The 26,734-nt window shown below is 45.8% G+C and carries 26 protein-coding genes; 5 read left to right on the top strand and 21 right to left on the bottom strand.

Annotation, left to right across the window (positions count from 1 at the left end; genetic code table 11):
• Positions 1-44 precede the first annotated feature (44 nt).
• The 10 genes from ccpA to ACFFLE_RS00975 all read right to left on the bottom strand — a co-directional run bounded on the left by ccpA (position 45) and on the right by ACFFLE_RS00975 (position 9,878).
• Positions 45-1,034, bottom strand: coding sequence for a catabolite control protein A (gene ccpA, locus ACFFLE_RS01020; protein WP_380569326.1), 990 nt, complete (start codon positions 1,032-1,034; stop codon positions 45-47).
• Between the two features lie 72 nt (positions 1,035-1,106).
• Positions 1,107-2,105 (bottom strand): bifunctional 3-deoxy-7-phosphoheptulonate synthase/chorismate mutase, encoded by a 999-nt coding sequence (locus ACFFLE_RS01015; protein ID WP_380569325.1) that lies wholly within the window; start codon positions 2,103-2,105, stop codon positions 1,107-1,109.
• 69 nt (positions 2,106-2,174) lie between these two features.
• Complete coding sequence (locus ACFFLE_RS01010) at positions 2,175-2,654, bottom strand: YtxH domain-containing protein (RefSeq protein ID WP_380569324.1); 480 nt, start codon at positions 2,652-2,654, stop codon at positions 2,175-2,177.
• Between the two features lie 14 nt (positions 2,655-2,668).
• Positions 2,669-3,232, bottom strand: coding sequence for a DUF948 domain-containing protein (locus tag ACFFLE_RS01005; RefSeq protein WP_380569323.1), 564 nt, complete (start codon positions 3,230-3,232; stop codon positions 2,669-2,671).
• Positions 3,233-3,318: 86 nt separating this feature from the next.
• Entirely contained in the window at positions 3,319-4,617 is a 1,299-nt protein-coding gene (gene murC / locus ACFFLE_RS01000) for a UDP-N-acetylmuramate--L-alanine ligase (RefSeq protein ID WP_380569322.1), read from the bottom strand.
• A 28-nt stretch (positions 4,618-4,645) separates the two neighbouring features.
• Positions 4,646-6,367 (bottom strand): DNA translocase FtsK, encoded by a 1,722-nt coding sequence (locus tag ACFFLE_RS00995; protein ID WP_380569321.1) that lies wholly within the window; start codon positions 6,365-6,367, stop codon positions 4,646-4,648.
• Positions 6,368-6,378: 11 nt separating this feature from the next.
• Positions 6,379-6,969: a YtpR family tRNA-binding protein gene (gene ytpR, locus ACFFLE_RS00990; RefSeq protein WP_380569320.1), complete on the bottom strand. Its 591-nt coding sequence runs from the start codon at positions 6,967-6,969 to the stop codon at positions 6,379-6,381.
• Complete coding sequence (locus ACFFLE_RS00985; RefSeq protein WP_380569319.1) at positions 6,966-7,778, bottom strand: DUF1444 domain-containing protein; 813 nt, start codon at positions 7,776-7,778, stop codon at positions 6,966-6,968. Before ACFFLE_RS00985 ends, ytpR begins: the two co-directional genes overlap by 4 nt.
• A gap of 28 nt (positions 7,779-7,806) precedes the next feature.
• Positions 7,807-8,796, bottom strand: a complete 990-nt coding sequence (locus ACFFLE_RS00980) for a PTS sugar transporter subunit IIC (protein WP_380569318.1) — start codon at positions 8,794-8,796, stop codon at positions 7,807-7,809.
• Entirely contained in the window at positions 8,796-9,878 is a 1,083-nt protein-coding gene (locus ACFFLE_RS00975; RefSeq protein ID WP_380569317.1) for a M42 family metallopeptidase, read from the bottom strand. The genes ACFFLE_RS00980 and ACFFLE_RS00975 overlap by 1 nt, the downstream gene beginning before the upstream one ends.
• 69 nt (positions 9,879-9,947) lie before the next feature.
• Between ACFFLE_RS00975 and ACFFLE_RS00970 the strand changes: the two genes are divergently transcribed.
• A complete protein-coding gene (locus ACFFLE_RS00970; RefSeq protein WP_380569316.1) occupies positions 9,948-10,247 on the top strand; it encodes a hypothetical protein in 300 nt (99 codons plus the stop codon).
• Positions 10,248-10,344: 97 nt separating this feature from the next.
• Here ACFFLE_RS00970 and trmB read toward each other — a convergent pair whose 3' ends face one another.
• From trmB to ACFFLE_RS00935, 7 genes are all read right to left on the bottom strand, one after another.
• Entirely contained in the window at positions 10,345-10,977 is a 633-nt protein-coding gene (gene trmB, locus ACFFLE_RS00965) for a tRNA (guanosine(46)-N7)-methyltransferase TrmB (RefSeq protein WP_380569315.1), read from the bottom strand.
• A gap of 40 nt (positions 10,978-11,017) precedes the next feature.
• The gene (locus tag ACFFLE_RS00960; RefSeq protein ID WP_344702545.1) at positions 11,018-11,809 is read right to left on the bottom strand and encodes a phosphotransferase; all 792 of its coding nucleotides are present in this window, start codon (positions 11,807-11,809) and stop codon (positions 11,018-11,020) included.
• Between the two features lie 221 nt (positions 11,810-12,030).
• Positions 12,031-12,879 carry a D-amino-acid transaminase gene (gene dat / locus ACFFLE_RS00955; protein ID WP_380569314.1) on the bottom strand — a complete coding sequence of 283 codons (849 nt, stop codon included), beginning with the start codon at positions 12,877-12,879 and terminating at the stop codon, positions 12,031-12,033.
• Entirely contained in the window at positions 12,869-14,290 is a 1,422-nt protein-coding gene (pepV, locus tag ACFFLE_RS00950) for a dipeptidase PepV (protein ID WP_380569313.1), read from the bottom strand. Before pepV ends, dat begins: the two co-directional genes overlap by 11 nt.
• Before the next feature lie 104 nt (positions 14,291-14,394).
• Positions 14,395-15,135, bottom strand: coding sequence for a hypothetical protein (locus ACFFLE_RS00945; protein WP_380569312.1), 741 nt, complete (start codon positions 15,133-15,135; stop codon positions 14,395-14,397).
• 68 nt (positions 15,136-15,203) lie between these two features.
• Entirely contained in the window at positions 15,204-15,896 is a 693-nt protein-coding gene (locus tag ACFFLE_RS00940) for a pseudouridine synthase (protein ID WP_380569311.1), read from the bottom strand.
• Positions 15,897-17,531: a putative polysaccharide biosynthesis protein gene (locus tag ACFFLE_RS00935; RefSeq protein ID WP_380569310.1), complete on the bottom strand. Its 1,635-nt coding sequence runs from the start codon at positions 17,529-17,531 to the stop codon at positions 15,897-15,899.
• 79 nt (positions 17,532-17,610) lie between these two features.
• On the opposite strand from ACFFLE_RS00935, the gene ACFFLE_RS00930 reads away from it, so the two are divergent.
• Positions 17,611-18,861 (top strand): BaiN/RdsA family NAD(P)/FAD-dependent oxidoreductase, encoded by a 1,251-nt coding sequence (locus ACFFLE_RS00930; RefSeq protein ID WP_380569309.1) that lies wholly within the window; start codon positions 17,611-17,613, stop codon positions 18,859-18,861.
• Between the two features lie 37 nt (positions 18,862-18,898).
• Here ACFFLE_RS00930 and leuS read toward each other — a convergent pair whose 3' ends face one another.
• The 4 genes from leuS to ACFFLE_RS00910 all read right to left on the bottom strand — a co-directional run bounded on the left by leuS (position 18,899) and on the right by ACFFLE_RS00910 (position 24,324).
• On the bottom strand, positions 18,899-21,310 hold the full coding sequence (gene leuS / locus ACFFLE_RS00925; RefSeq protein ID WP_380569308.1) for a leucine--tRNA ligase: 2,412 nt from the start codon (positions 21,308-21,310) through the stop codon (positions 18,899-18,901).
• Between the two features lie 265 nt (positions 21,311-21,575).
• A complete protein-coding gene (locus ACFFLE_RS00920) occupies positions 21,576-22,049 on the bottom strand; it encodes a methylated-DNA--[protein]-cysteine S-methyltransferase (RefSeq protein WP_380569307.1) in 474 nt (157 codons plus the stop codon).
• Between the two features lie 5 nt (positions 22,050-22,054).
• Complete coding sequence (locus tag ACFFLE_RS00915; protein ID WP_380569306.1) at positions 22,055-23,599, bottom strand: permease-like membrane multi-spanning protein; 1,545 nt, start codon at positions 23,597-23,599, stop codon at positions 22,055-22,057.
• Positions 23,596-24,324, bottom strand: a complete 729-nt coding sequence (locus ACFFLE_RS00910) for an ABC transporter ATP-binding protein (RefSeq protein WP_380569305.1) — start codon at positions 24,322-24,324, stop codon at positions 23,596-23,598. Before ACFFLE_RS00910 ends, ACFFLE_RS00915 begins: the two co-directional genes overlap by 4 nt.
• A 163-nt stretch (positions 24,325-24,487) precedes the next feature.
• Between ACFFLE_RS00910 and mnmL the strand changes: the two genes are divergently transcribed.
• The 3 genes from mnmL to ACFFLE_RS00895 all read left to right on the top strand — a co-directional run bounded on the left by mnmL (position 24,488) and on the right by ACFFLE_RS00895 (position 26,701).
• Positions 24,488-25,444, top strand: coding sequence for a tRNA modification radical SAM protein MnmL/YtqA (gene mnmL / locus ACFFLE_RS00905; RefSeq protein WP_380569304.1), 957 nt, complete (start codon positions 24,488-24,490; stop codon positions 25,442-25,444).
• On the top strand, positions 25,437-26,000 hold the full coding sequence (mnmM, locus tag ACFFLE_RS00900; RefSeq protein ID WP_380569303.1) for a tRNA 5-(aminomethyl)-2-thiouridylate-methyltransferase MnmM: 564 nt from the start codon (positions 25,437-25,439) through the stop codon (positions 25,998-26,000). Before mnmL ends, mnmM begins: the two co-directional genes overlap by 8 nt.
• 149 nt (positions 26,001-26,149) lie before the next feature.
• Entirely contained in the window at positions 26,150-26,701 is a 552-nt protein-coding gene (locus ACFFLE_RS00895; protein WP_380569302.1) for a cysteine hydrolase family protein, read from the top strand.
• Positions 26,702-26,734 lie beyond the last annotated feature (33 nt).

Raw genomic sequence — 26,734 nt, 5'->3', positions numbered from 1 at the left:
GGATTTCCAGGCCGTTTTTCGCTTCAGGGCTTGTCTGAGTCCTTCTACTTTGTAGTGGACCGATATTCGATTTTGTATGGAAGGATGACATTCGCCTCTTCAATCGGTTCATCCTTCATGTATTTCGTCAACAACCTCATCCCGACAGCTCCGATATCGTAAAGCGGTAAAGCTATACTTGATAGGGATGGACGCGCCATATTGACCAGTCTGGTATTGCTGCAGCTGATGATTTGTACATCAGTAGGCACTTTAAACCCTTCATCCATATAAGCATGAAGAATGCCTATTGCTGTCTCATCGCTCATGGTAATGATGACATCAGATTCAACAGCACGCAATTTCTCGAATATTTCTTTTCCTGACTGATAATCTTCACCAGTCGAGAATATCAATTCATCCTTGAAATTTTCCCCTTTTTCTTTGTACGCAGCTTTAAGCCCTTCCTCAATATGTTGTTCAAGCTGCTCGGAATAGGAAGCCTTGACAAAACTGATCTGGGCGGCTCCTTCTTCAAGAAACTTCAAGGATGCTTCTTTAATTGCTTTGTGATAGTCAATATTGACTGAAGGCAGATTTTCATCCTTCTCACTTGTTCCGCAGATGACTACAGGAAGATGCGAGCGCTTGATATCATCCAAGGTTTCGTCATTCAATGCACCACCCAAAAAGACGATGCCATCCACCTGTTTGCTGATGAGGCTCAAAAAGGCATCGCGTTCCTTTTCTGGATCATTATCTGTATTGGTGATGATGACCTGATAATTATACATTTCCGCTATATCATCCAATCCTCTTGCCAAAGAGGAATAGTATAGATTGGAGATATCAGGAATGATGACGCCGACTGTTGTCGTTTTCTTGCTTGCCAGACCACGTGCTACAGCATTCGGTCGATAATCAAGACGCTCGATGACGTCTTTGACTTTCTTTCTGGTATCTGGTTTAACGTTGGGATTTCCATTTAATACCCTGGAGACTGTCGCCATCGAGACTTTGGCTTCCCGGGCAACATCATATATTGTAACCGTCATATTGCACCCCCGCGCGCTCTCTGAAAGCGCTTTTTGTATTATAATAACACGAACAACAGCAATTAGTCACTGTTATGAGATGTTTTGATGAAATTCGTCAAACTCCTCAAGTGTCATTTGCTGAGCTTGATCGCTAAGGGCATTTGCAGGATCTGGATGCACTTCAGCCATTATGCCATCCGCACCTGCTGCGAGGGCAGCATTGGCACAGTCTGCCATGATTTCCTTGACGCCTGTTGAATGCGTAACATCAACCATGACAGGAAGATGAGTCATTTGCTTAAGCAGTGGTACAGCAGAGATATCAAGGGTATTTCGTGTCATCTTTTCGTAAGTCCTTATGCCTCGCTCACATAATATGACATTGCTGTTGCCTTCTGCAAGTATATACTCGGCAGCCATCATAAATTCTTCTATTGTTGCACTCAGGCCCCTTTTCAGAAAAACTGGCTTGTCGGATCTTCCGACAGCTTTCAATAATTCGAAGTTCTGCATATTGCGCGCACCAATCTGAAAAATGTCCAAGTAAGGTTCGGCCAGTTTAACATGTTCAGGCGCTACAATCTCACTGACCACTTTCAGATTATAGGTCTTCTTGATCTGCAGTAGTATTTCCAGCCCCTCTTTACCAAGACCTTGGAATTCATAGGGAGATGTACGCGGTTTGAACGCCCCTCCCCTTAAAATATCGAAACCTTTACGTTTCATGTGTTCTGCTACTGTCGCCACCTGATCGAACGATTCTACTGCGCACGGCCCGAAAATATGTACAGGAGAACCTTCACCTATCGATACATTGCCGACTCCCACAACAGTGTCCGTGGCTTTGGTAGACCTTGACACCAACAAAGGGGGTTCCCTTTTGGCCTCGGCTGTAAGATTCAGAAGCGCCTCTATTCCTTCTCGTGAACCGAGATCGCCAGCCAACTGCTCCAACCTTTTAAAATGATCAGTCATGTTGAAGGATGCTGGTTTATCTAGCATTAATTCATGCCGTTTTTGAAAAAGTTCAAGCAATTCAATATCCGTATCCAAAATGGCTTTTTCAATATCGTTGCTTTGTTCAGTCATGTTTTCACCTCATAAAATTAACCACATGCATGTACATGTGGTTAGTGGAAGAATGCCATCATATTATTACTATTTCTTATCTCCGTCAAGTGTTTCTTCAAATTTAGATACATCAACCGTTCTTACATCGTCACGGCCAGGTTCTTGAACTTCTTCCTGAATTGCATCCTTTTGAGCTTTGACAGCAGATTCGTCAAGGGATTTAACCCTCTGCTTCTCCTCTTGCTCACCTTTTTTTGCTTTCATCTCATCTTTGGTTTCATTGACTTTATTGCTGAGCTCTTCCTTCTTCTCTTGAGCCTTATCTTTCAGGCTACCCTGCCCCTCACCAGTTTCAGTGTTCAGGCCTTCCGAGAACTTCTGGGTCTGCTCGGATATATCATCCCTAAGCGCATCGCCAGATTTTGGTGCAAGTAATAAACCGCCGACTGTCCCTACAATTAAACCGATAGCCAGGCCGACAGTAAAATCCCTGCCGGTCGATTGATGGACTTGTTCTTCATACTCTTCAACACCATGAAGGTGGCGGTCACGGTTATAGGTTTCCATATATAAACCTCCTGTTATTTACGATCTTGTTCAAGACCTGCGTTAATGCGGTCTTCATCTACATTATCGTTTTCTGTTACCGCTCGATTTACAGCAACCGGAAGATTATCCGAATCTGTTTCCGCTGTTGTAGAATATTTCGTATTAAAAGCACTGTTGCGCTTTTGTCTCATCTGCCATTTGTCGGCAACTTCCATCGCTACGTTTGACCACTGGACAACTTGCGAAATCTTATCTTCATTCTGGGAAATGTTATGTGTGATGGAGTTTGTTACTCTATCTACAGATTCATTAAGATTCCCCATGGAATTACCGATGCCTTGGACTGCATCCACTACAGAATTGAGTTTTGCAGATTTACCCTGCACATCTTCAGCAAGACGGTTCGTCTTATGAAGCAGATCTGTCGATTCCCTAGTGATGCCCTGTATCTGACCTTCTACACCATCAAGTGTTTTTGCAACATGGTCCAGATTCTTCTTCACTGAAAACAGTACTACTGCCAGTGCGATACAAAGAATCAGAAAAGCAATTGCAGCAATGCCTGCAGCAATATATAAAACTATTTGCCAATCCATTCCAACGCCTCCATATTCATTTATATTTGATTAGTCATACTTAAGATTAACCCAAAACATATGGGTGTAAACATGTTTCATCTCTATTATGATAATAACTCTGTAAATCTCTTCTCATATTTCTGTATATCTCCTGCACCCATGAATATTATTACGGCTTCTCTGTGCATATTCAATTTCCCGATATCTTCTTCATCGAGGAGTTCAGCCCCCGGTATGAGCGCCACAAGATCCTGACTTGATAGGCTGCCGGCGTCTTCACGTGCAGAACCAAAGATATCCACTATATAGGACTTATCGGAGCTGGATAATACTTCTGCAAATTCCTTAAGGAATTTTTCAGTTCTTGTAAATGTATGCGGTTGGAACACCGTAACGATTTCCCTGCCGCTATACTTTTTTCTCGCCGTTTCCAAAGTCGCCCTGATTTCACGGGGGTGGTGTGCATAATCATCCACTATCACCATTCCGTCTTGGTAGGTTTCACTGAAGCGTCTCTTAACCCCTCCAAAAGTGGTGAATGCTTCTTTAATATTGGCCATGTTCAAGTCTTCTAAGTAACTGATGGCTATGACAGCCAAAGCGTTTAAAACATTATGGTCTCCGTGGAGGGGAATAAGGAAGTTGTCCAGGAATTCGCCTTTAAAATAGACATCGAAAAACGTGCCATTGCTGTTTGACTCTATATTACCGGCATAGAAGTCGTACTCTTGCCCTATCCCATAGAAGTAGACCGGCACCTGGTAGTCGATCTGCTGTGCATAATGGTCTCCACCATATGCAATGACTGCTTTTTTCACCTGGGAAGCCATATCGGAAAATGCATCTATAACATCATCCAAGTCTGTGAAGTAGTCGGGATGATCGAAATCGATGTTCGTTATAATTGCGTAATCCGGATGGTAGCTCAGGAAATGGCGTTTATATTCACATGATTCAAAAGCGAAATATTCACTGCTCTCAAGCCCGAAGCCTGTCCCGTCCCCTATCAGGAATGTAGTATCCACATCCCCATTCATGACATGGCTGAGAAGTCCCGTGGTCGATGTTTTACCGTGGGCCCCCGTGACTGCTATCGATGTAAAATGATTCATGAATTCGGATAAAAATTTATGGTATCTGATGACTGGATACCCAAGTTCACGAGCTTTTTTTATTTCTTCATGCTCATCATTGAATGCATTGCCGGCAATATATGTCACACCTTCGACGATGTTGTCGGCACTAAAAGGCAATATTAAGATGCCTTTATCTCTAAGTTGGTATTCTGTAAACACTTCTTTTTCTATATCGGATCCTTGGACCTGGTGCCCAATATCATGAAGAACTTGTGCTAAGGCACTCATGCCCGCTCCTTTGATTCCTATAAAATGATATTTTTCCATGAGACCACCACACTTTCATAAAATTGATTCATTTTCTCATTTCCTTGATGTGGGAAAATATCCTCTGCTTGATTTCCGGGGTCAAAATACCTGCGTTGACTCGTACAGGCTGATTGGAAATTGGGATTTGAACCAGCATATCGTTTCCTTCTGCAAGTTCATTACTACCGTCAATCACCTTCGACTTTTCATCCCTAAATGACAGACGCGTCTGCATCTGTTGAAGCAGCTCGAATCGGATTCCGACGTCGCTTCTCGAATGGTTCAAGATCAAGTGCATGCCAAGCGGCTTGCCTTTTTTAAGCAGTTGGACGATTGCCCGTATCGCTTCAGGATTATTGTACTCGAACAAATCAGATAAATCATCAATCACCACTGCTATTACACTTTTTTTCGCATCATTGCTGACCCTTTGGTTATAGCTGCTCAAGTTTCGCACATTCGCTCTTCTGAACTGGTTATGCCTGTTATTCAATTCATTGAGGACATCTTCCAGTACCGTATTGTCCCCGATTGGCTTTTGTGCGCTGAACATGTGGGGCAAATCCTTGTAGGCATCATAATGCGTCTTATCAGAAGCCACATGAATCCGAAGTTCATCGGGGCTATGGTTCATCAGTAGGGAGACGAGTATATTGTCGATGACTGATGAGGTCTCTGTGTCATTTCCACCGTAGAGCAGGATATGTCCGGCTTTTGGCAGGAGGAAGCTGAAAATTTGATCGTCGACAGTTTTGCCCATGACAAACTTATAATCATTTTTACGAAGTTTAAGGCTGCTGGATGTAAAGAGGGTGGCAAAGGAAATGGGATAAGGTTCAGGAAGCATGAACTCTATCCCGATATTCGATGTGCCTGTAATCGGTGCTATAATCTTCATATCATCAAATGGCAAATATGGCAGTAGATGTTCTTTTAGCTTACCGACTACATTAAGCCTGAAATTCCGGTCCAACGATAGTTCATAGCGGGCGGTTACACCATTTGTCTTGACATCACGCAGACGGGTCGGCACGCCGATGGCTTGGAACGCTGAAACGATGACATCCCCAAGGCCTTCATCCCTCAACTCATACTGGGCATCCTGCTGCTGTCCCAGAATTTCGAGCGGCGGCAAGGTGTTTTTTGGTCCACTGCGCTTTACAGAGCGGTTAGGCGCGCTTTGCGATTTCTTTTTGTCATAGGGCGTCATGATGACATTAAAAGGAGTTGATGCTTTGCCCGTGTTTTGTTCATCAGACCCGTTTCCATCGTTTTCTCCAGCTGAGCTGTAGGTCAGCTTTCCAGAAGCAGTTCGCATTCCCTTCTTTTGTAGCGGACCCTGATATTGGTTATTCCGGTTCTTCGCCTTCTTTTTTTGGCGTCGCGCGCGTTCTTCGCGCTGGCGTTTCAATTCCTCGACAAGCGGAGACACATAGCCTCCATCTTTTTTTTCTTTTGCCTCGGATTCTTCTTTCTGATCTTTCGCGACATCTTTTTTTGTTCCATGTATCGCAGAAGGCACTTCACGGGCTTTACTTATCGTGAACTTCGATGGCCGGCGTTTCCTGGAATTATGCTCATCCAACAGAATCTTCTGTTGCTGTTGTCTGATCAGATCTTTTGAAGGTTCGTCAAAATCATCTGACCTGCTTTCGTTATCCTTCACCCCGTCGTCTAGATCCAGCGGAAATCTGAATTTTTCGCCGCTTGGATTCCTGTCGTCTTCGAAATCACGACTGAATCGTCTTCTCCTTCTTCCTCTATCCACTCTCATCACCCTTATTTAACTTCAAATGGTTGTGATACTTCATAGCTGTCGTCCAACACATAAATCCCTTTGACACCATCATCCTCGAGGTTGAGTTCTTTCTTCGAACAGATCATCCCCGACGATTCTACACCCCTTAATTTAGAAGGCTTGATATACATCCCGTCAGGCATCACTGCGCCGACTTTAGCGACCACTACAAGTTGGTCTTCATCTACGTTGGGTGCCCCGCACACTATCTGCAGCGTTTCATCACCGACGTCCACTTGACATACATTCAATTTATCGGCATCCGGATGAGCTGATTTCTGCATCACTTTTCCGACTACGAATTTTGGTGATAGATCTGGTTGGATTGTTTCCAGTCCCTTCTTCTCAAGCAGGCTATTGATTTCCTGAACAATTTTTTCATCGGGCTCTATGTTGACCTCATCAGGCATGGTGATATGTTTTGAAGCATTGAATATATTCAATCCTATGATCCTGTCCCCATTTTTAATGATTGTAACATCATCATGATGCTCATAGATTGGATCATCCGTTTTTTCAAAGGTAACAAGCAGTACATCACCGACGTGTTTTCTGTTATATGTCAATTTCATTCTTCTCTACCTCTTTTGTTGTTCTGTTGTTTCCCAAGTATAAAGACCGGCTGCAGTTTGTCGCCATCATAGGAGAACGACAGCGACGTGATCGGTGTCAACCCTTCGGCGAAATACTGCATCATCATTTGTGCCATCACATCATAGCCTACATTATTTTTGACATCCGCGATTATAAGGACGTCCTGATGCGGTAGGCCAACCATCATTTCACCTTCCATGCTGTGGTACATTTCTCCGAGGAAGTCTTCATTCAGGATTCTGGTGGCATCATAGCCATCATTGTGGTTGATGAAATAGAAATCATTTTCCTGGATTGTATCCTTCTTGTAACTGATGGACAATTTCTCCAGGTTTTTCCAGGCGAGTTTCTTTAAAGCTGCTTTATCGATACCCAAAGAGTTAAGCAGTTCTTCATCAATCAGACGGTAGCTTTTCTCAAAGTCGAGGGCATAATAGATGTTTGTTTCATTTGTGTGGTCATCCGTTATGAAAGGTACCCCACTTTTAGTTTCTTTATGGAAACTCGTTGACCTTACAACAGGATAGATGGCATTCTCATCGAGTGTCAATTCGCCTTCTTTCATGCGCTCGAGCGTTTCATCGATATAATACACCACTTCATCGACGAATTTATCATCTTTCTTTGCTTTGTCTATGGCTTTTGATAATGCGATATCCAATCCTTTACCATTATCAATGCGTTCCACCCTCAGCATTTCCTCTTCGCGATCAAATGCTGTCTTAAAATCATCACGCTTTTCCTTCAATTTCTCGGTGATTCTGTCTCTAAGCTGAAAAATATTCATAAAATAACCTCCGCATCTGATTCTAATCTCATGTTCCCAGTTTAAGTGTCTGATCCCCTTCTTTTATCAATCCTATACGTTTAAGCAGGATATAGAATACCAGAGTTACAACGGCCGGTAAAATAATTTGGAAGATCAGAATAAGTAACAGTACTTCCATCGTCGGCCCCATAGTTTCTATGGTCATGATCTGTCCAACAAGCCCGCTTGTGCCCATCCCGGCACCTGCAGCATTATTTTCCATGGGGAAGAATACGGTCATGATAGGCGCAATGATTGCACTCGCAAGAATTGGAGGCATAAGTATGAATGGATTCAACAATACATTAGGCACTTGGAGCATGGATGTGCCGAGGCCGATGGATAATACGCCAGAAAAACCATTGTCCCGGTACCCCGTCACAGCAAGACCCACCATATGACAGCAACAGCCAATGACTGCAGCCCCTGCAGCAAGGCCGCTTATATCAAGCATCAGGGCAAGGGCAGCACTCGATAATGGGGCCGTCAATGTAATGCCGAATATGACTGCTACCAGCATACCCATCACAAATGGGCGCTGCTCTGTGGCAAAGACGATCACATCGCCCATGCCAGTCATGAAATCACCAATTACAGGTCCAATAAAACGCGCTACTCCGTATCCGATGATAAGAGTGAACAGCGGCGTCAATATGATATCTATTCTCGTCCTCCCAGCATATAATCGGGCAATCTCTATGGAGGCAATGCTCGCGATATAACTGCCTGCAGCCCCACCCATATCATAGGCAGCGTAACTGATCGCCACTACAGTGAAGATGACGAGAGGTGGCGCCTTCAAGCCATATCCGATTGCGGCTCCTATAGCAGCTCCTGCCATACCCATCGCCACAGCCCCTATCTCCCTAAAACCTGAAAGATAAGGGATATATGTGCCTATGGTATCGATGATGAGGCCAATGATCAGCGATGAGAAGAGACCGAGCGCCATAAAACTCATGCCATCTATGAACCATCTTCTAAGGAGCGTCCTCATCAGTACCCTCTCAACTGTTCAACCTTTTGGGCGTCAATACCCTTCACAAGCTCCATCAGCATCTTTCTCGCTTCGAGATAGTCATTCTTGTTGATGATTGAATGGCTCGTATGTATGTAACGTGCCACAATCCCGACCACTGCACTCACCACTCCATCATTGGCAACATGGATGCTACCTGCGTCCGTGCCGCCTGGGGACTGATAGTATTGATATTTTATATCGTTCTCTTCTGCCGTGCTGATCATATAGTCGCGCATCGGCTTGGACAGGATCATTGTGCGGTCCATTATTCTGAGGAGGGTTCCCTCACCCAATTTGCCAATGTCATCATTTTTGCCCATCATGTCGTTCGCCGGGGAACAATCCACTACAAACGCGATATCTGGTTTTATCATATTGGCGCTTGCTTTTGCCCCTCTGAGTCCTACCTCTTCCTGGACATTCGCTCCGACGTATAGGTCACAATTAAGCTCAATATCCGCCAGTGCCTCGAGCGTCTCTATCGCAATCAGACAGCCGTAACGGTTGTCCCAGGCTTTAGCGAGAAGTTTGTCCTCATTTTCCATCACTTGGAAATCTACATCTGGTACAACAGAGTCTCCTGGATAGATGCCCACTTCCTCCAGTTCTTCCCGGCTATCTGCTCCAACATCAAGCAACATATCTTCGATCTTCACCATACTGCCTTTATCGTCCCCTTTTCTGAAGTGGACGGGCACGCTGCCTATAACCCCGGGGATCTCTCTGTCCTCAGAAGTTCTTACTTTAAACTTATGGCTGAGCAGTACATCATTCGACCATCCCCCAAGCGGAGTGATCTTCAATAGACCATTGTCGGTCGTTTGGGTTATCATGAAGCCCACTTCATCCATATGGCCTGCTATCATCACTTTAGGCGCGTCTTTCACTTTGGATTTTTTAAGTGCAAAAATGCCCCCTAGGCCATCTTGGATGATGTCATCCGCCAAAGGCGCCATTTCTTGTTTCATGTAAGCACGTACCTGATCTTCAAAACCCGGTGCGCCATGAAGTTCTGTCAATGTTTTCATTCTTTCGAGAGTGTTGTCTGTGACTTTCATTACAATTCCCCTTTTCATGATCATTTGACACATAAATATGATAAAATTATTGCGATAGGAGGTCATACAATGCCATCTAGAAACGTAAAGGTTTTCATAGCTATTCTTCTTGCGCTGCTTCCTGCCCTTGTATGGATCAGGATGAACAAAAATGTCCACCCCCGTGCCATCCTAGCAGAATTACGTGCTCAATATGATGACATTACATTCATCTCACTTGATTATAGCCCTTCAAAGAAAAAGTTTCTCGGTCTTGAGCGCGATGTCTACACTGGCCGCTTCCATACGGGAGCAGGCGATTCGACAAGGCGTTACCAATTTACTGCAGATGCTTATACAGGTGAGATGATGGAAGCTGTGGAACTGTAGTTCCCCGGCTTTTTTATTTTCCATACCTTGAGAAACGATGCGCCATTTACATTTTATCATTATTCATTGAGGAAATACACGACATAAAAAAAGCATCCTAGAAAGATGCTTTTAACCGGTATATTTTATTTCCTTGAGCTGAGAACTTATTCTCATATTCAGTACGTATGTTCTCAGGAGGCTCATCAGCATGAAGATCCAGGATGACTTCTTCAAATGCCATTCCATAATTGTTCATGCTTCTCAGACTGAACTCGAACAGACTCCTGTTATCAGTCTTGAATTCAACATGGCCTTCCCTGTACATAATTTTTCTATATCCCTCAAGGAACCCTTCATGGGTAAGCCTTCTCTTTTCATGTCGATTTTTCGGCCATGGGTCGGAGAAATTGAGATATATCCTTTCCACTTCCTCTTCTCCGAAATATTCCTCCAGTTTGCGGGCATCTAAAAGGACAAGCTTGATATTATCAAGTTCCTGTTCCTTCACCTTCTCGACTACACGGATCAGAACATTTTTGTCAAGTTCGATGCCGACGTAGTTTATTCCTGGGTTTCTTTTGGCCATTTCAATGATGAAGCTCCCCATCCCAGTACCGATTTCCACATGAATCGGTTGCTTTGAAGGGAAAAAACCCTGAATATTTCCTGCATAGGACGAATCCGTATCCACGATATGCCCGTGTTCGTTCAGAAAATCCATAGCCCATGGCTTATTACGCATTCTCATTATAGTTACCACCTGTTACCGATTCTTATAAAACATGACTCTATATGAAGCGGTCCCTCTCTATCACTTTATTCAAAAAGATAATCCAGTCGTTCATGTCCTTAAACCGCTTATGGTCCTCATACCACTGGATCATAGTGATCGCCTGGACCAGAGTATACCACTTCATACGTTTCTTTAAATCTCTATTGAGCGGTTTACCGTAACCCTCAAGCCATTCTTCCCAATCCTCCGGCTCCACATAAGTATATAGCAGCATCCCGAGATCGATGGCCGGATCGGCTATCATCGCGCCTTCCCAGTCCACCAGATAAAGTTCGTCCTGTTCAGACAGCAACCAGTTATTATGGTTGACATCCCCGTGACACACTGTGCAGAAGGATTCATCGATCTTCGGCATTTCATTCTCCAGATATTGAATGGCCGTCCGCACAGTATGATGGGCATTCACCTTAGGTGAAAGGGACGTTTGGATCTTATTGAGGAGGAGATCCGGCAACATGGGTTTCATGCCCAATTTTTTCAGCATGGTGCGAAGAGGATTGGATGAGTGTATCTTACTCATCAACAAAGCGACCCTCTCCGAGCACATTTCATCACGAGTCAGCTCCCGGCCATTCTTCCAATGCTGTGCCGTCACTACTTCGCCGGTCTCTATTCTTTTTGTCCAGACCAGCTTCGGAACGATGCCTTCAGCAGACAACGCAGCAAGGAAAGGGCTGGCATTTCGTTTCAGGAAGAGTTTCCTGCCATCCTGTTCCGCCTTATAGGCTTCACCGGAGGCACCACCGACGGGGTCTAGTGTCCAGCCGAGCTGATAGAAATGCTCCAAATTCCACACCTCTTTTCATCATCAAAGAAAAAAGCGCTAAATATTCAAGAATAAGATAGCGCAGATTTCTGTTCGTGTTATAAATTTTATAGTGTTTCACCGCTTATTTCAAGAACTATCGTCGAACCGATTTTGATAACTGGATGTCCGGCACCCTCAAATCCATACAGTGCAAGCGTTGAAGGAATAAAAAATAATTAGAGTAATTTTTCAGTTTAACATTATTTGGACATGTTTAATTTTTGGGTCTTTTTTTGAAAGGCTTCTTGGATTCGCATCGTCATCGGACCTTTAAGTCCTTCACCGACCGCTTGTCCATCAACGCTGTCTACCGCCAGCACTTCCAAAGTTGTGCTTGTAATGAATACTTCATCAGCTGCAGCAAGGTCAGCCAACGTAAAACTTTCTTCTTTTACTGGGACCTCCAGTTCATCAGCTATTTCGAGTACTGAAAGTCTGGTGATGCCATTCAGTATTAAGTTGTCCGCCGGATGAGTATACAAGGTGCCCTCCTTGACGATGAATACATTTGTTGAGGTTCCTTCCGTAACAGTGCCATTGCGGTGCAATACCGCTTCTTTGGCCCCCTGTTCTACAGCACGCTGCTTTTCCAGTACATTCGGCAGCAGGTTGAGGCTTTTGATATCGCATTTCAACCAGCGGTAGTCTTCAGATGTGATGATGGCTGCCCCTTCTTCATTTTGCGCGGCAGAACTTTCAATCGTATTCATATATGCCATAACCACAGGAGGCGTATTAACCGGGAAAGAATGGTTTCTGCCATCTATACCTCTTGATACCTGAAGATAGATATAGCCATTGCTTATTTGGTTCTGCTGCTGCAGTCCAGCTATGATCTCCATGATTTCATTGCGCTCGATCCCTTTGATCCCTATCTTTTCAATGCTTCTGAAAAGCCTATCGATATGTGCTTCAAGTGTATAGAAGACACCATTATAGAGCCGGATGACTTCGTAGACGCCATCTCCGAAATAAAATGCCCTATCATTATAGTCAATCGAGATATCTGCATCTTGCTTAAATTCACCGTTATAATAACTAATTTTCATCCAATTCACCCTTTATGCATATTCTATGCAATGCTTCCAGATAGATTTCGGTGGCCAACAGCAACTCTTCTATTTTCATCCGTTCATTCTTCTGATGCATAGTATCTTCCGTATCATTGAACATGGCCCCATATGCAACACCCTTCTCGAGTACCCTCGCATATGTACCCCCACCTATCGTGAATGGTTCAGACTCATCTTCGACATGGTTCCGGTATGTCTCTGTAAGTATTTTAACTAGAGGATCATTTTTATCCACGTAGTGGGGAGGCTGGAAGTCGACATCTTCGACAGTAAAGCCTTGTTCCATGATCTCTGCATCCAAATTTTCCACCCCTGCCTTAAAATCGAGGCCTTCGGGATATCTCAGATTGACACCAAAGACGCCACCATCCACTTCCGTGTAGTTGATCATTCCGACATTGACGCTCGTCTCCCCCAGTTCCGGATGGGAGGCATCCATGCCGAGCAATGAACCATCGGTGCTGCCTGCCAGTCTTTCAGTGGCGAAACTTACGAAGCTCTCCGCATTATCATCCATATTCAATCTCGACAGGAAATCAATCAGTATAAGTCCAGCGTTGATTCCTGCCTCTGGTGTAGACCCATGCGCACTTTTTCCTTGGATGCCGAGCTTCAGGAATCCGTTATCCACTTCATAATTACCTTCTGCCTCATTTTCGCGTAAAAAGTCTTCAAACGACTGGATCACTTCACTCATGTTCTGGAGGACTTTGAGCTTGGCTTCTGCATCTTCAGGCACCATATTATATCTCTCGCCTGAAATCAGCACCTTCAACTCGATGTTCGGCTCAGTTTCATCAACCTGGAGATTCTTTTGCACAAGGTTGAATGTAGAGATGCCTTTTTCCCCATGTATAAGTGGAAATGCAGCATCCGGCGCAAATCCGGCCTCAGGCATCTCTTCTGACTTGAAGTAGGCTTCTGTACATTTCCAATCGGATTCCTCATCAGTGCCGATGATCAGACGCGTCCGATATTTGAAGGGCAGTTCCTGTTCATTGAGTATCTTCATTGCGTAATAGGCAGCCATTGTCGGCCCTTTGTCGTCCTGCACGCCACGGGCCACAATTGTGCCATCCACAACTTTTGGCGTAAACGGTTCGGAATCCCAGCCACTACCTGGCGGAACCACATCGACATGCCCCAATATTCCAAACAGCGGTCCTCCCTTCCCCGCTTCGATATGCCCCGCTATCGAGTCGACGGTCTTGGTCAGGAAACCATCTCTTTCGCCAAGCTCCATCATGTAGTCCAATGCTTGTTTCGGTCCAGTGCCGACTGGTGCGCCTTCTACAGCTTCTCCCTTTACACTCTCTATCTCAAGCAGCCCCTTAAGGTCATTGATCAGTGCTTCCCTATGTAATTCTACTAACGATTTATAATCCATCGATGACAACCCCCATAAAATATGACGCAATCTTTAGCTTAATGATAAAGAAAAGAAACCACAAAAACAAGGGGACACGTGTATCTCACGTGTCCCCGTTCTTATTACTTATTTTTATTTTTTGATTGTAGGCCTTCATCTGTGACGACGTGGATGTTATGGTTGCCGTCCATTTCACCCTCGTCTTGTACCACATCAACATTTTCTTCGTCTTCTAGCCCTTCAATCACTTTTGCTTCGTCTTTATTCAACTCACCGTGGCTAACATCATCCTGCAGATGTTCCTGCGGGTGGATGCCGCCCTCTGAAATCCACTCATTGTTCATCTGTTCATCAGTCAGCTGACCTTCTGCATCCATCCTATCAGGTTTTGTGGAGTGTTCACCGGACACACTACTTTTGCCCTGGCTTGCAGAAACTTTGTCATTGCCGTCCGAACCATCGTCTGAATTTTTCGATTCATCTTTGTTCATTCTTGATTTGGCTTTCTCTTGTGCTGACTGGGCATATCCTTTCGGGTCTTCTTTAGCTTTCTCGATTTCGGATTTTGCCCGCTCCTGATACTCAGCAGCTTGTTTATTCACTTTTTCCTGCACATTTTGAGCGTAACCCTTCGGATCTTGTCTCACCCGGTCATATTCACTCTTCGCTCTTTCCTGGTATTCTCCAGCCTGTTTTGAAAGTTTGTCCTGTACATCCTGGGCATAGCTTTTAGGATCTTCTTTCACTTTGCTGTATTCATTCTTCACTGCATCACGGTTTTCCTTCTTGGAAAGTTGCTTAGCAGCTACAGCAAGGCCGAGCATAGCTGCAACTTTCAGCAATCCACCTGTTTTTCTAGCCATTTAAAACACCTCTTGTCATATTATTTTGTAGTCGTCCACTGATTGATATTTACCCATTGGCATATTTGTTAAACGTTTCTCAACAAAGCAATTTCATTTTCTTTGAGCCGCCTGTATTCCCCAGGTTCTAAAGTCCCATCCAGCTCCAAGCCGGCAAATGAAATGCGCTCAAGAGCAATGACTTCATTTTCCAGGTACCCGAACATCCTTTTCACCTGATGGAACTTGCCTTCGGTGATCGTCAATTCAACGACCTTCTCAGACAACCTGTGTGCTTGAGCCGGAGCGCTCGTAAAATCTTTCAGGGGGACCCCTTCCCTGAGCAGTTCCAAATCTTTTTCTTCCGGCGCTTTTGCCAACGTCGCGATATATGTCTTCGGCTGTTTTTTCCTTGGACTCAAAAGAGTGTGGGCGAGTTTGCCATCATTGGAGATCAGCAGCAGTCCGGTTGTATCTTTATCGAGTCTTCCGACTGGAAAGAGTTCGTCTTTTTGCGGGTGGTCGATCAGGTCGATTACAGTTGACGTGGCGCCTTCTTCAGTGGAAGAAATGACACCTGAAGGTTTATTCAGCATAAAATAGATGTATTGTTCGAGCTGGATTGCTTCTCCATCAATCTCGACTGTATCTTCGGCTGAAACGGATGATTTCGGATCCGTGACCACTTTACCGTTGACTGCGACATGTTTTTTCCTGATGAACCTTTTAACATCATTCCGACTGCCCAAGCCGGCATTCGACAAATACTTGTCGAGTCTCATTTATAGCACCTTCAATCTTTTGCGTATCTTATCTGCCCTGCTTCCGAGTATCTCATCAGCCAGCCCGGTTTTGAAGGAGAGTATCATATAGACTATGCCCCCTACCGGGACTGCGACGGCCATGATGATGATGGAGTTGAGTTTCTGCTCAACCTCGGCATTCAGGATGAAAATATAGTATACAATTTCGACTGCCAAAAGCATCACGAGGCTGTAGACCATGATCTCCACCAGTGGTCTGAACAATGTCCTCAAGCTGAACCCACCGTGCTTCCTGATAATGTAGAAATTGATCGCGACACCAATGCCAAGTGCTATGCCGGTGCCCATGACGGCCCCGACCGTGCCGAATTGCATTATAAGCGGAATATTGATTGCCGCTTTTATGGCGAGCATCGTCAGAACGACATAGAGCGTCAGATTCTGCCTATCGATGCCCTGAAGGATGGAGCATGTGATTGTGAACAGTGAAATGACGATGCTGACCGGTGCATAGAACATCAGAATCTTAATGCCCATTTCATTATAGCTATAGAACGAAGTATACAATGGTGCTGCCAGGATCATCATACCGATTGCTGCAGGTACGGCAAAGAACAACAGCATTAAAACCATCATCTTGATCTGATGATGCACGTTTTTCATATTGCTCTGATGGTAGTTTTTCGTGATGAACGGCAAGATTGTAATAGCAAATGCAGAGGCGAAGGCCGTCGGAATCATGACGAGTTTATGCGTCGTCAGGTTCAGCATGCCAAACCATGCATCATGAAACTCTTCAGGTACCCCGCCAAGGGCAAGACCATTATTATGGGTCAATTGGTCGATGAACAGAGTGAGTGGGATGCTGATGCCGACTATGATGAATGGAATACCGTATCTGATGATTTCAGAATACATTTCCTTATATGAGAAATCATAATCCGTCTCATCCGACTCGACCATTTTCTGGATGTGGGGTTTTCTTCTGCGCCAAAAGAACCACAGTGTCGCCAGTGAACCAAGACCCCCGATGAATGCTGCAAACACTGCAAGCTCATTGGCCGTCTGTACAGATCCACTCCATACATAGAGCACAAGGGAAGAACCGATGAGAAGGAAGGCGATCCTTAAGATCTGTTCGACGACTGCAGAGGCACTTGTTGGCCCAAATGACTCGAATCCTTGGAAGATGCCACGCCAAGTCGCCATGAACGGGATGATGATCACCGCAACGCCCACGACCCTGATGATGCGGGTAATATCTTCGGTGGACCAGCGATGTTCACCGTCACCGGCAGCAAGCGTCTGCAGTTCTGCAATATAGGGTGCCGCCAAGAATAGAATTAAAAAAGCGATGAATCCTGACGCCATCATGACGAGCAGACTTGACCGGTATAACTTCTGGCTTGTGGCATACGCCCCCAGTGCATTGTATTTGGATACGTATTTGGACACTGCCCCCGGCACTCCGGCTGCAGCAATAGACAGCATGATTGTGTAGGGCGTATACGCATACCCATAGAGAGCGAGATTTTCCTCCCCGCCCATAATGCTGTAGAATGGTATCAGGTATAGCATACCAAGTACTTTCGTGATGACTGTCGCGATAGTGAGCAGAAATGTTCCGCGCACCAGCTTATTTGAATCAGACATTTTATAACCCTCTTATTTTAAGAATAATATTCATTATAATCGAAAGCATAACAGTTTTAAACAAAAAGGAGAACAACAGATGTACCAGACAGTTGTAATAGGCGGTGGTGTGAGTGGGCTCATGGCGGCATTCGCCGCTTCTCAGACCCAAAACAAAGTGCTGCTGATCGAGAAAAATAAAACCCTCGGGAAAAAGCTGCTCATTTCGGGGGGCGGCAGATGCAATGTCACCAACCGCCTCCCCTATGAGGAGATCATCAAGCATATCCCTGGCAATGGCAAATTTCTCTACGGCCCCTTCTCTACATTCGATAATGAGAGCATCATCGAATTTGTCGAATCCAGGGGGGTCGCCTTAAAGGAAGAGGACCACGGGCGCATGTTTCCGAAAACGGACAAGGCAAAAGACATACTGCAAGTCTTTCTTGACGCCCTTGAACAAAATGGGGTTGAAATCATGACTGAAACGACCGTGGATAAAATCATGTCCGACAACAAGACGGTGCAGGGCGTCAGACTCACTGATGGCCGTACCATGAAAGCGAAGTCAGTCATTGTATCCACAGGCGGCAAAAGCGTACCACACACTGGTTCCACCGGTGACGGACACCGCTTTGCAGAACAGGGAGGACATAAAATCACTGAGCTCTTTCCGACGGAAGTCCCCATCACTTCTTCGGAGCCTTTCATAAAGTCAGGTGCATTAAAAGGGTTAAGCTTGTCTGACGTCGCCCTTTCCGTGCTGAAAAAGAATGGTAAGCCGCGGGTGACCCATCGCATGGATATGATCTTCACCCACTTCGGCATCAGTGGTCCGGCAAGTCTAAGGTGCAGCCAGTTCGTCCATAAAGAGCTGCAGAGTCAGAAGTCGGAGACCATAAGAATGTCGATCGATTTTTATCCCGACGCCACTGCCGGCCAATTGAAGGAGCAAGTTGAGCGCGCCATCAGGGAGAATCGGGACCGCTCCCTGAAGAACATTCTGAAGCCACTCATGCAGGAGCGTATGGTGATCTTTATGCTCGAATCCTTGGGTATCGATGCAGCGCTAAGTGGGCATCATGTGTCCAAGGAGAATATCAATGCGATCATCCAGTTCCTGAAACACTTCGAGTTTGATGTGGATGGTACCCAGTCCATTGAAAAGGCCTTTGTGACCGGTGGAGGTGTAAGCCTTAAGGAAATCGTACCTCAAACCATGGAAAGTCGTCTGGTGAAAGGATTGTATTTTGCTGGGGAAGTGCTTGACGTCCATGGCTACACGGGCGGTTACAACATTACAAGTGCACTTGTTACAGGCTATGTCGCCGGCAACAGTGCAGCACAATAGAAAACCCGCTTCCAAAACATTTTGGAAGCGGGTTTTTTTAGTTGGCTACGATGTTTACAAGTTTATCCGGAACCACGATTACTTTACGCACCGTCTTATCCCTGATTGCCTGTTGGACGTTATCGGATTCTATTGCAATGCGTTCCAGATCATCTTTTGAAGCCCCTGTTGGCACATTCATCTTATGCTTCACTTTGCCATTGACCTGAATGACGATTTCGATCTCTTCTTCAACAAGTTTTGATTCATCATAGACCGGCCAATCTTCGTAGGCGATTGTGGTCGTGTATCCCATCTTTTCCCACAGTTCTTCTGCTATATGCGGTGCAACTGGAGACAGGAGTTTAATGAAGCCTTCGACGAAAGCCCTGTTTATCTTGTCTTTTTTATAGCCTTCGTTGACGAATACCATAAGCTGGGATATTGCCGTATTGAAGTTGAGCGTCTCGTAGTCATCAGTCACCTTCTTGACTGTTTCGTGGTAGACCTTAGTCATATCAGAAGTCTCTTCATCGACGATGGAGTCCCTTACACTGCCATCCTCATCCATGAACAATCTCCATACCCGGTCCAGGAAGCGACGGGCACCATCCAGTCCTTTATCACTCCATGCAATCGACGCTTCGAGCGGCCCCATGAACATTTCATAGAGTCTCAGCGTATCCGCCCCGTGGGAGGCGACGATATCATCCGGATTGATGACGTTCCCTTTGGATTTACTCATCTTTTCATTACCTTCCCCAAGTATCATCCCTTGGTTGAAGAGTTTTTGGAAAGGCTCTTTAGTATTGACGACACCGATGTCGTACAGCACCTTATGCCAAAACCTCGCATACAAGAGATGAAGGACGGCATGCTCTGCTCCACCGATATACAAGTCGACAGGCAGCCAATGCTCAATCTTCTCCTTGGAAGCAAGGGCATCCGGGTTATGGGGATCGATGAACCTCAGATAGTACCAGCAGCTGCCGGCCCACTGCGGCATCGTATTCGTTTCCCTCCGGCCCTTGACGCCATCTTCACGTGTGACGGAGACCCACTCTTCGTTGTTTGCCAACGGCGATTCACCTGTACCGGACGGTTTGATCTTTTCCATCTGCGGCAGGGTGAGTGGCAACTCATCCTCTTCCAGGACACTCATTGTACCATCTTCCCAGTGGATGACTGGAATCGGCTCGCCCCAATACCTTTGGCGGGAGAAGAGCCAATCATGCAGCTTGTAGGTCGTCTTCTGCTCCCCTACCCCCTTTTGCTCGAGGAGGCTGATTGCTTTTTTGATTCCTTCCTCTTTATCGAGGCCATCCAACTCTCCGGAATTGATATGAAGGCCGTCACCCGTATAGGCTTCTTTTGAGATGTTCCCACCTTCAAGAACTGCTTTGATCGGCAGGTCGAAAGCATGGGCAAATTCGTAATCCCTCTCGTCATGGGCTGGTACAGCCATGATTGCACCCGTGCCGTAGCTCGCCAATACATAGTCTGCAATCCATATCGGCATTTCCTCTCCGGAAAGCGGGTTTATGGCGTATGCGCCCGTAAACACTCCTGTTTTTTCCTTTGCCAGATCAGTCCGTTCGAGCTCGCTTTTCATCGCTGCCTGTTCCTGATATGATTTGACCGCTTCAATCTGTTCATCTGAACATATCTTTTCGATCAGTGCATGTTCAGGAGAAAGGACAGCATAGGTTGCGCCGTAGATGGTGTCCGGGCGGGTGGTGAATGCCTCGAAAGATTCCCCCGTGCCGGCGATGTCAAAGCGTACGTTTGCGCCTTCCGATTTGCCGATCCAGTTGCGCTGCATGTCCTTTAATGACTCCGGCCAATCCAATTCCTCGAGATCTTCAAGCAGCCGGTCGGCATATTCGGTGATCCTGAGCATCCACTGTTTCATCGGTTTTCTGACGACCGGATGTCCACCGCGCTCCGACAATCCTTCGATGACTTCTTCGTTCGCCAGTACCGTACCGAGCGCCTCACACCAGTTCACCGGCACTTCATCGATATATGCGAGATCCTTTTTGTAGAGCTGGATGAAGATCCACTGTGTCCATTTATAGTATTCCGGATCCGTCGTATTGATTTCACGGTCCCAGTCATAGCTGAATCCGAGCTCTTTTATCTGACGCCTGAAATTTTCGATGTTCGTTTCATTGAAGCTGCGGATATCATTTCCAGTATCGATGGCATACTGTTCAGCAGGCAGTCCGAAAGCATCCCAACCCATCGGGTGCAGTACATTATATCCTTGCATGCGCTTCATCCTCGAGATGATGTCGGTCGCTGTATATCCTTCCGGATGCCCAACGTGCAGGCCGGCCCCCGAAGGATATGGGAACATATCCAGCGCGTAGAATTTTTCCTTCCCGGTTTTATCCTCAGTTTTAAAAGTCTTCTGCTCTTCCCAATATTGCTGCCATTTCTTTTCAATTTCTTTATGGTTGAACGTCATGATAATCCTCCTTGAATATAAATAATCCCATGCCAATATAAGGCATGGGACGATCATATATGTATACGACCGCGGTACCACCCGCATTCACTTGATAGTGCAGCTCTTTTATACTACATGGAATTGATTCGTACCGGATGAGTTCCTGTGCACGCATTGCCGGTTTGCAGCATCCACCGGCTCTCTGGATATGGTTATGCACAATACTGGTTCCTGTACTTATAAATATAGATTATAAACCGCCAATACGCAAGACGCAATCTCGCTATAGTCCCGTCTCTTCAATCTTTAGAAGTTTTGATTTTTTGGCTACTCCGCCGGTATACCCCCCAAGCGAACCATCTGAGGCAATGACCCGATGGCACGGGATGATGATTGATACCGGATTTTTACCGTTCGCATTTGCCACTGCACGTGAATAGGTTGGCCCACCGCAGTCGAGCGCCAATTCCTTGTAGCTTATCGTTTCGCCGTAAGGTATCTCACTGAGCCGACGCCACACTTTTCTCTGGAAGGCCGTACCGGAGCGGGTGATATCTATTGGCACTTCAAAAGTGCGGCGTTCTCCTGAAAAATACTCTTCAAGCTCCGTCACACATTGGCGGATGACTTCAGATACTTCCGTTAAATCTTGATCATCCTTTGGTCTGTCAGCATGATCGACTTCCACAATAACCCCATCTTCAGAACGAATTTTCAACCATCCTACCGGTGCATCCATAAAATAGATGTTTTGCATTTCCTTCACTCCTTATAGGTGATTTTAAACCCTTTATCATAGCGCTTTGCCACTTTGCATAGCAGCCATATTGAAACCACTGCTGGTAATACGAGGGAACCTACTATCAGCATTTGCCGGTCCATTCCAGTTGATCCGTCCATCAGCCCTGTAGCCGCCCTTGTCAGCATAAGTACGACTACGAGGGAGAAGCTGATCATTACATTGCTTAGGGTATCGAGCCTTTTCCTCGGATTCCTATAGCTGACCACAGGGTTTTTGCTGCCTATCATCATGCCGATCGGCACTGCTGCAAGGGCTGACAGCAATATCATGATGATTAGGAGGACGAGGTCCCCTGGCGCCGCCGGTGATAAATACCAGACTATAGTGAAGGCCGCCATCATTACAGGTACAGTGGTCAGCAGAGTGAAAAGGTACTTCGATACCGCAATGCTTGACCCTTTGAGCGGCAGAGCTTTCAGCATCGCGAAATGTTCAGCATCACGTGCAGTATTATATGCCCCGACAAATAAAGACATCACCAATGTTCCTCCAACTGCCGATAAGAAGATATCGATCATATCCAGAGCACCCGTCTCGGTCTGCTCTGAGAATCCGGAGACGTAGATTAGAGATAGTGGCAATAGATAATATGGCAAGAGCACGGCCAACTCCTTAAAGTCACGCACTGTCACTTTCAGATCTTTGCGCATCAGCGTAACAATCGGATGCACGACCTGCTCGAGTTTCGTCCCTGACTTCATTCTTTTGCCGGTGTGGCCGTAAAAATTCCAGCCCCGGACCATCGCCCGTCTTGTCACATGGTTGGCCGACTTGGCCATTACGACCGCAAGACCAACCAGAGATAATATGAATATGATGCTTGTTGCTACATCAAACCCGTAAAGGAACCCGTCGAATGACACAGGGCTCTCAGGCAGCCTCTTTGTCCACCCCTTTATCGAATCTCCGAGAGCGAAGAAAGCGAGATAGACCAGTATGAAGGACGCAGCCCCTACAAATGAGAGTACCCCACTGACCTTTTTGACAGGTAGTATGTGGGCTGTCAAAAAGGTGCATAAATAAGCCAAAGATGTAATCACCACACCCACTGCCAGAAAGTATACCGCGCTATTTATGAGCAGCATCCATTCCTCAAACCGAATGGCTAGGGCCACCCCCACTATCATGCTTATCGGCATAAGGATGATGGCCACATGCAGAAATGCATGTTTGATGAACTTAGCCCAGAACAAGTCCCTAGCCGAGATGGGAAAAGAGAGGTACATTGGTACATTCGCACTTAGAATCATGTCCTTGATGATGAAATGTATCGACAGCAGAGTCAATATGGCTATGGCGGCCAGCGACAGGATCATGATGTAGCTGCTCAAATGATCCATTTTCAGCGATAGCGTCAACGTAAAAAGTAGCGATCCGAGCAACGGCAATGGCAAAAGCATGAATAGAAGCGCCATGATGATGTATAAAATCACCTTTGTTTCTCCCATTGACTTCCAATAGTTGAAGGCAGAACGCATTTCAGTTTTAAGTATCAGACGAATCATCGCACGCCCTCTCCATCAGTCAATTCCAAAAAGATGTCTTCCAAAGTTACGCCAACCGCTTCCTGCTTCAAGGCTTCGAGCGAACCATGGGCACGTTTCTTGCCGTCATATATAATCAATATATCTGTGGCAATCTCTTCAGCAAGGGAGAGGTTGTGGGTCGTCAAAAACACCGTCTTGCCACTCTTGACGTACTCTATCAAGTATTGCTTTAGATTTCTGTTGCTTTTAGGATCGAGCCCCACGGTTGGTTCATCCAGAAATAGGATATCAGGCTGATGGATTAAGGCACCGACGAGAGCCAGCTTCTGTTTCATGCCATGGGAATATTCTTCTATCAAAGTCCCAAGAGCGCCTTCTAGGTCAAACAGCGCCAACAGTTCCTGTTTTCTTTCCATAAATGCAGATTGCTCCATACGGTAGGCACTCGCTATAAAATTCAGATATTCATGGCCATTGAGCCTGCCTATCAAGTCTGGAGTATCCGGCACATAGCTGATACGCTGTTTAAGCGCCATCTTGTCGAGACGCATTTCTTCACCAAATAGCTCGACTGAACCCGATGAAGGCTCGAGCAGTCCAGTCATCATGCGGATGGTTGTGGATTTGCCGGAACCATTCGGGCCTATGAATGCAAACAACTCGCCATCCCCCACTTCAAAATCGAGGTCTGTCACTGCATTATGTGCGCTATAGTTCTTATTCAACCGGTTTACTTTAATCATATGATCTCCTCGTCGTCAATAATCTGGATTAATAATTCCATCATACCTCATCTACGCCTCATGATAAACTTTGCATTCCCCTCTATATCTATGAAAACCCGGTAAAACCGCCCCCGACATATGGTACACTTCTCAATATGTCAGGATAAGAGGTGGATAAACAATGGATTTTAAGTACAGTTTTGATGATAAACGCTACCACACTTTGAATTATCATCTTAAAAATAAATTCAATGAAAAAATATTCAAGGTCGCACTAGATGCTGGTTTTGACTGTCCAAACAGGGACGGTACCGTAGCCTACGGTGGATGTACCTTCTGTTCCGTCGCCGGCAGCGGTGACTTCGCCGGGGACAGGGTCGATCCGATACCAGTCCAATTTGAAAAGGTCAGATCCAAAATGCAGTCACAAAAATGGAAGCATGGTAAATACATCGCCTATTTTCAGTCTTTCACCAACACCCATGCACCGCTCGAAGTGCTACGCGAAAAATTTGAAGCGGCACTTGAAATTGAAGGTGTCATTGGATTGTCGATCGGCACGCGCCCCGACTGTCTTCCTGAGGAGGTTGTCGAATACTTAGCCGAACTCAACGAGCGGGCTTATCTTTGGGTCGAGCTCGGTCTCCAGACAATTCATGAAAGTACTTCGAAGCTGATCAACCGCGCCCACGATATGCAGTGTTATCGTGAAGGGGTCGATAAGCTCAGGCGTCACAACATCAATGTCTGCAGCCATATCATAAATGGCCTCCCTGGCGAAGATTATCAAATGATGATGGAAACCGCTGGAGCAGTGGCCGACATGGATGTGCAAGGCATCAAAATCCACCTGCTCCACCTGCTACATGGCACGCCGATGGTCAAACAATATCAAAAGGGGTTGCTCGAATTCATGACCCAAGAGGGTTATGTCAATCTGGTGTGCGACCAGATTGAGGTGCTTCCTGAAGAAATGATCATCCATCGCATCACCGGGGATGGACCGATCGACCAGATGATCGGACCGATGTGGAGTACAGATAAATGGAATGTGCTTAATAGCATAGACGAGGAGTTGAAGGTGAGGGATACGCATCAGGGACTGAAATATGAAAAGAAGGAGAGAGTCGATGTTTAGACGAATACTGCCCCAAGCGAAGCTTTTATCAGAAGAAGTTATAGAGCCTGGCGATATTGTCATCGACGCCACATGCGGGAATGGCCATGATACGAAATTTCTGGCAGATGCCGTCGGATCAGACGGCACAGTGTTCAGTTTCGATATCCAAGCCCAGGCGCTCGCAAACGCCAAAGACTTATGCCAATCCCACAACAATATAGAATTCATATTGGACTCGCATGCAAATCTTGGACGCTATATACCAGAGGGCACACCAATCCGTGCGGCAATGTTCAATCTCGGCTACTTGCCGAAAGGGGATAAAGAAATCACTACCGTCTATGAATCCACCTCCGTCGCCCTAAGCGAAATATTCAACCGTCTCACTGTCGGAGGGAGGATCATCATAGTGGTCTACCATGGACACCCGTCCGGGAAAATAGAGCGCGATAAACTGCTCGCTTCCCTATCACACTGGTCCCAAAAGGAAGCCCAGGTCCTCAAGTACCAATTCATCAACCAGAAGAATGATGCCCCTTTCCTGCTATGTGTGGAAAAGATCAGCATGCCTTGACAGCTGATTTTCCATTTTATCAAGGGGCGATGTCCAATAATTGGAAACCGCCAGCTTTAATGTTATCTTCAGTCCCATCCGGGTATATATATTCAAATTAAATATTCTTTCATCACTTTGGAAGATTCAACTCGGAAAGGAAGATGGATATGGAAGGCAAAACAGCTCTAATTATGATAGACATCATAAATAAGATGGATTTTGAAGGCAGCGAGAACTTGCTTGAGAACGCCCGGGGAATCATAGAACCGCTGCGTGAATTGAAGCGGCAGGCCAAGGAAAATGATATTCCCGTCATATATGCAAACGACAACTTCGGCCTGTGGCATGAAGATATGAACAGCTTGATAGAGGAATGCAAAAAGGGCATCGGTAAGGAAGTCATTGAACAGCTCCTTCCAGAAGAGAAGGATTACTTCCTCATCAAACCGAAACACTCTGCTTTCTTTGGCACACAGTTGGATATACTCCTTAGGAAATTGGAAGTGGAGAACCTTATTCTGACAGGTCTTTCTGGAGATATGTGTGTGCTATTCACTTCCTCTGAGGCATATATGCGGGAATTTAACCTATGGGTGCCGGGTGATTGTGTGGCGTCGGAGGTGGATGAAGATCACGAAGCTTCCTTAAGGATCATCAACCGCTCAATGTTTGCGAATGTCACCCCGGCTACTGAAACTGATATTATTGAAGCGTTTTGACGGTTCAAATGAAAGTACATCCAGATGTCGGTC

This window comes from Salinicoccus siamensis, from assembly GCF_042429615.1.
Classification (GTDB): Bacteria; Bacillota; Bacilli; order Staphylococcales; family Salinicoccaceae; genus Salinicoccus; species Salinicoccus siamensis.
The sequence above is the reverse complement of the archived record's forward strand: the minus strand, read 5'-3'. Positions and strand labels throughout refer to the sequence as shown.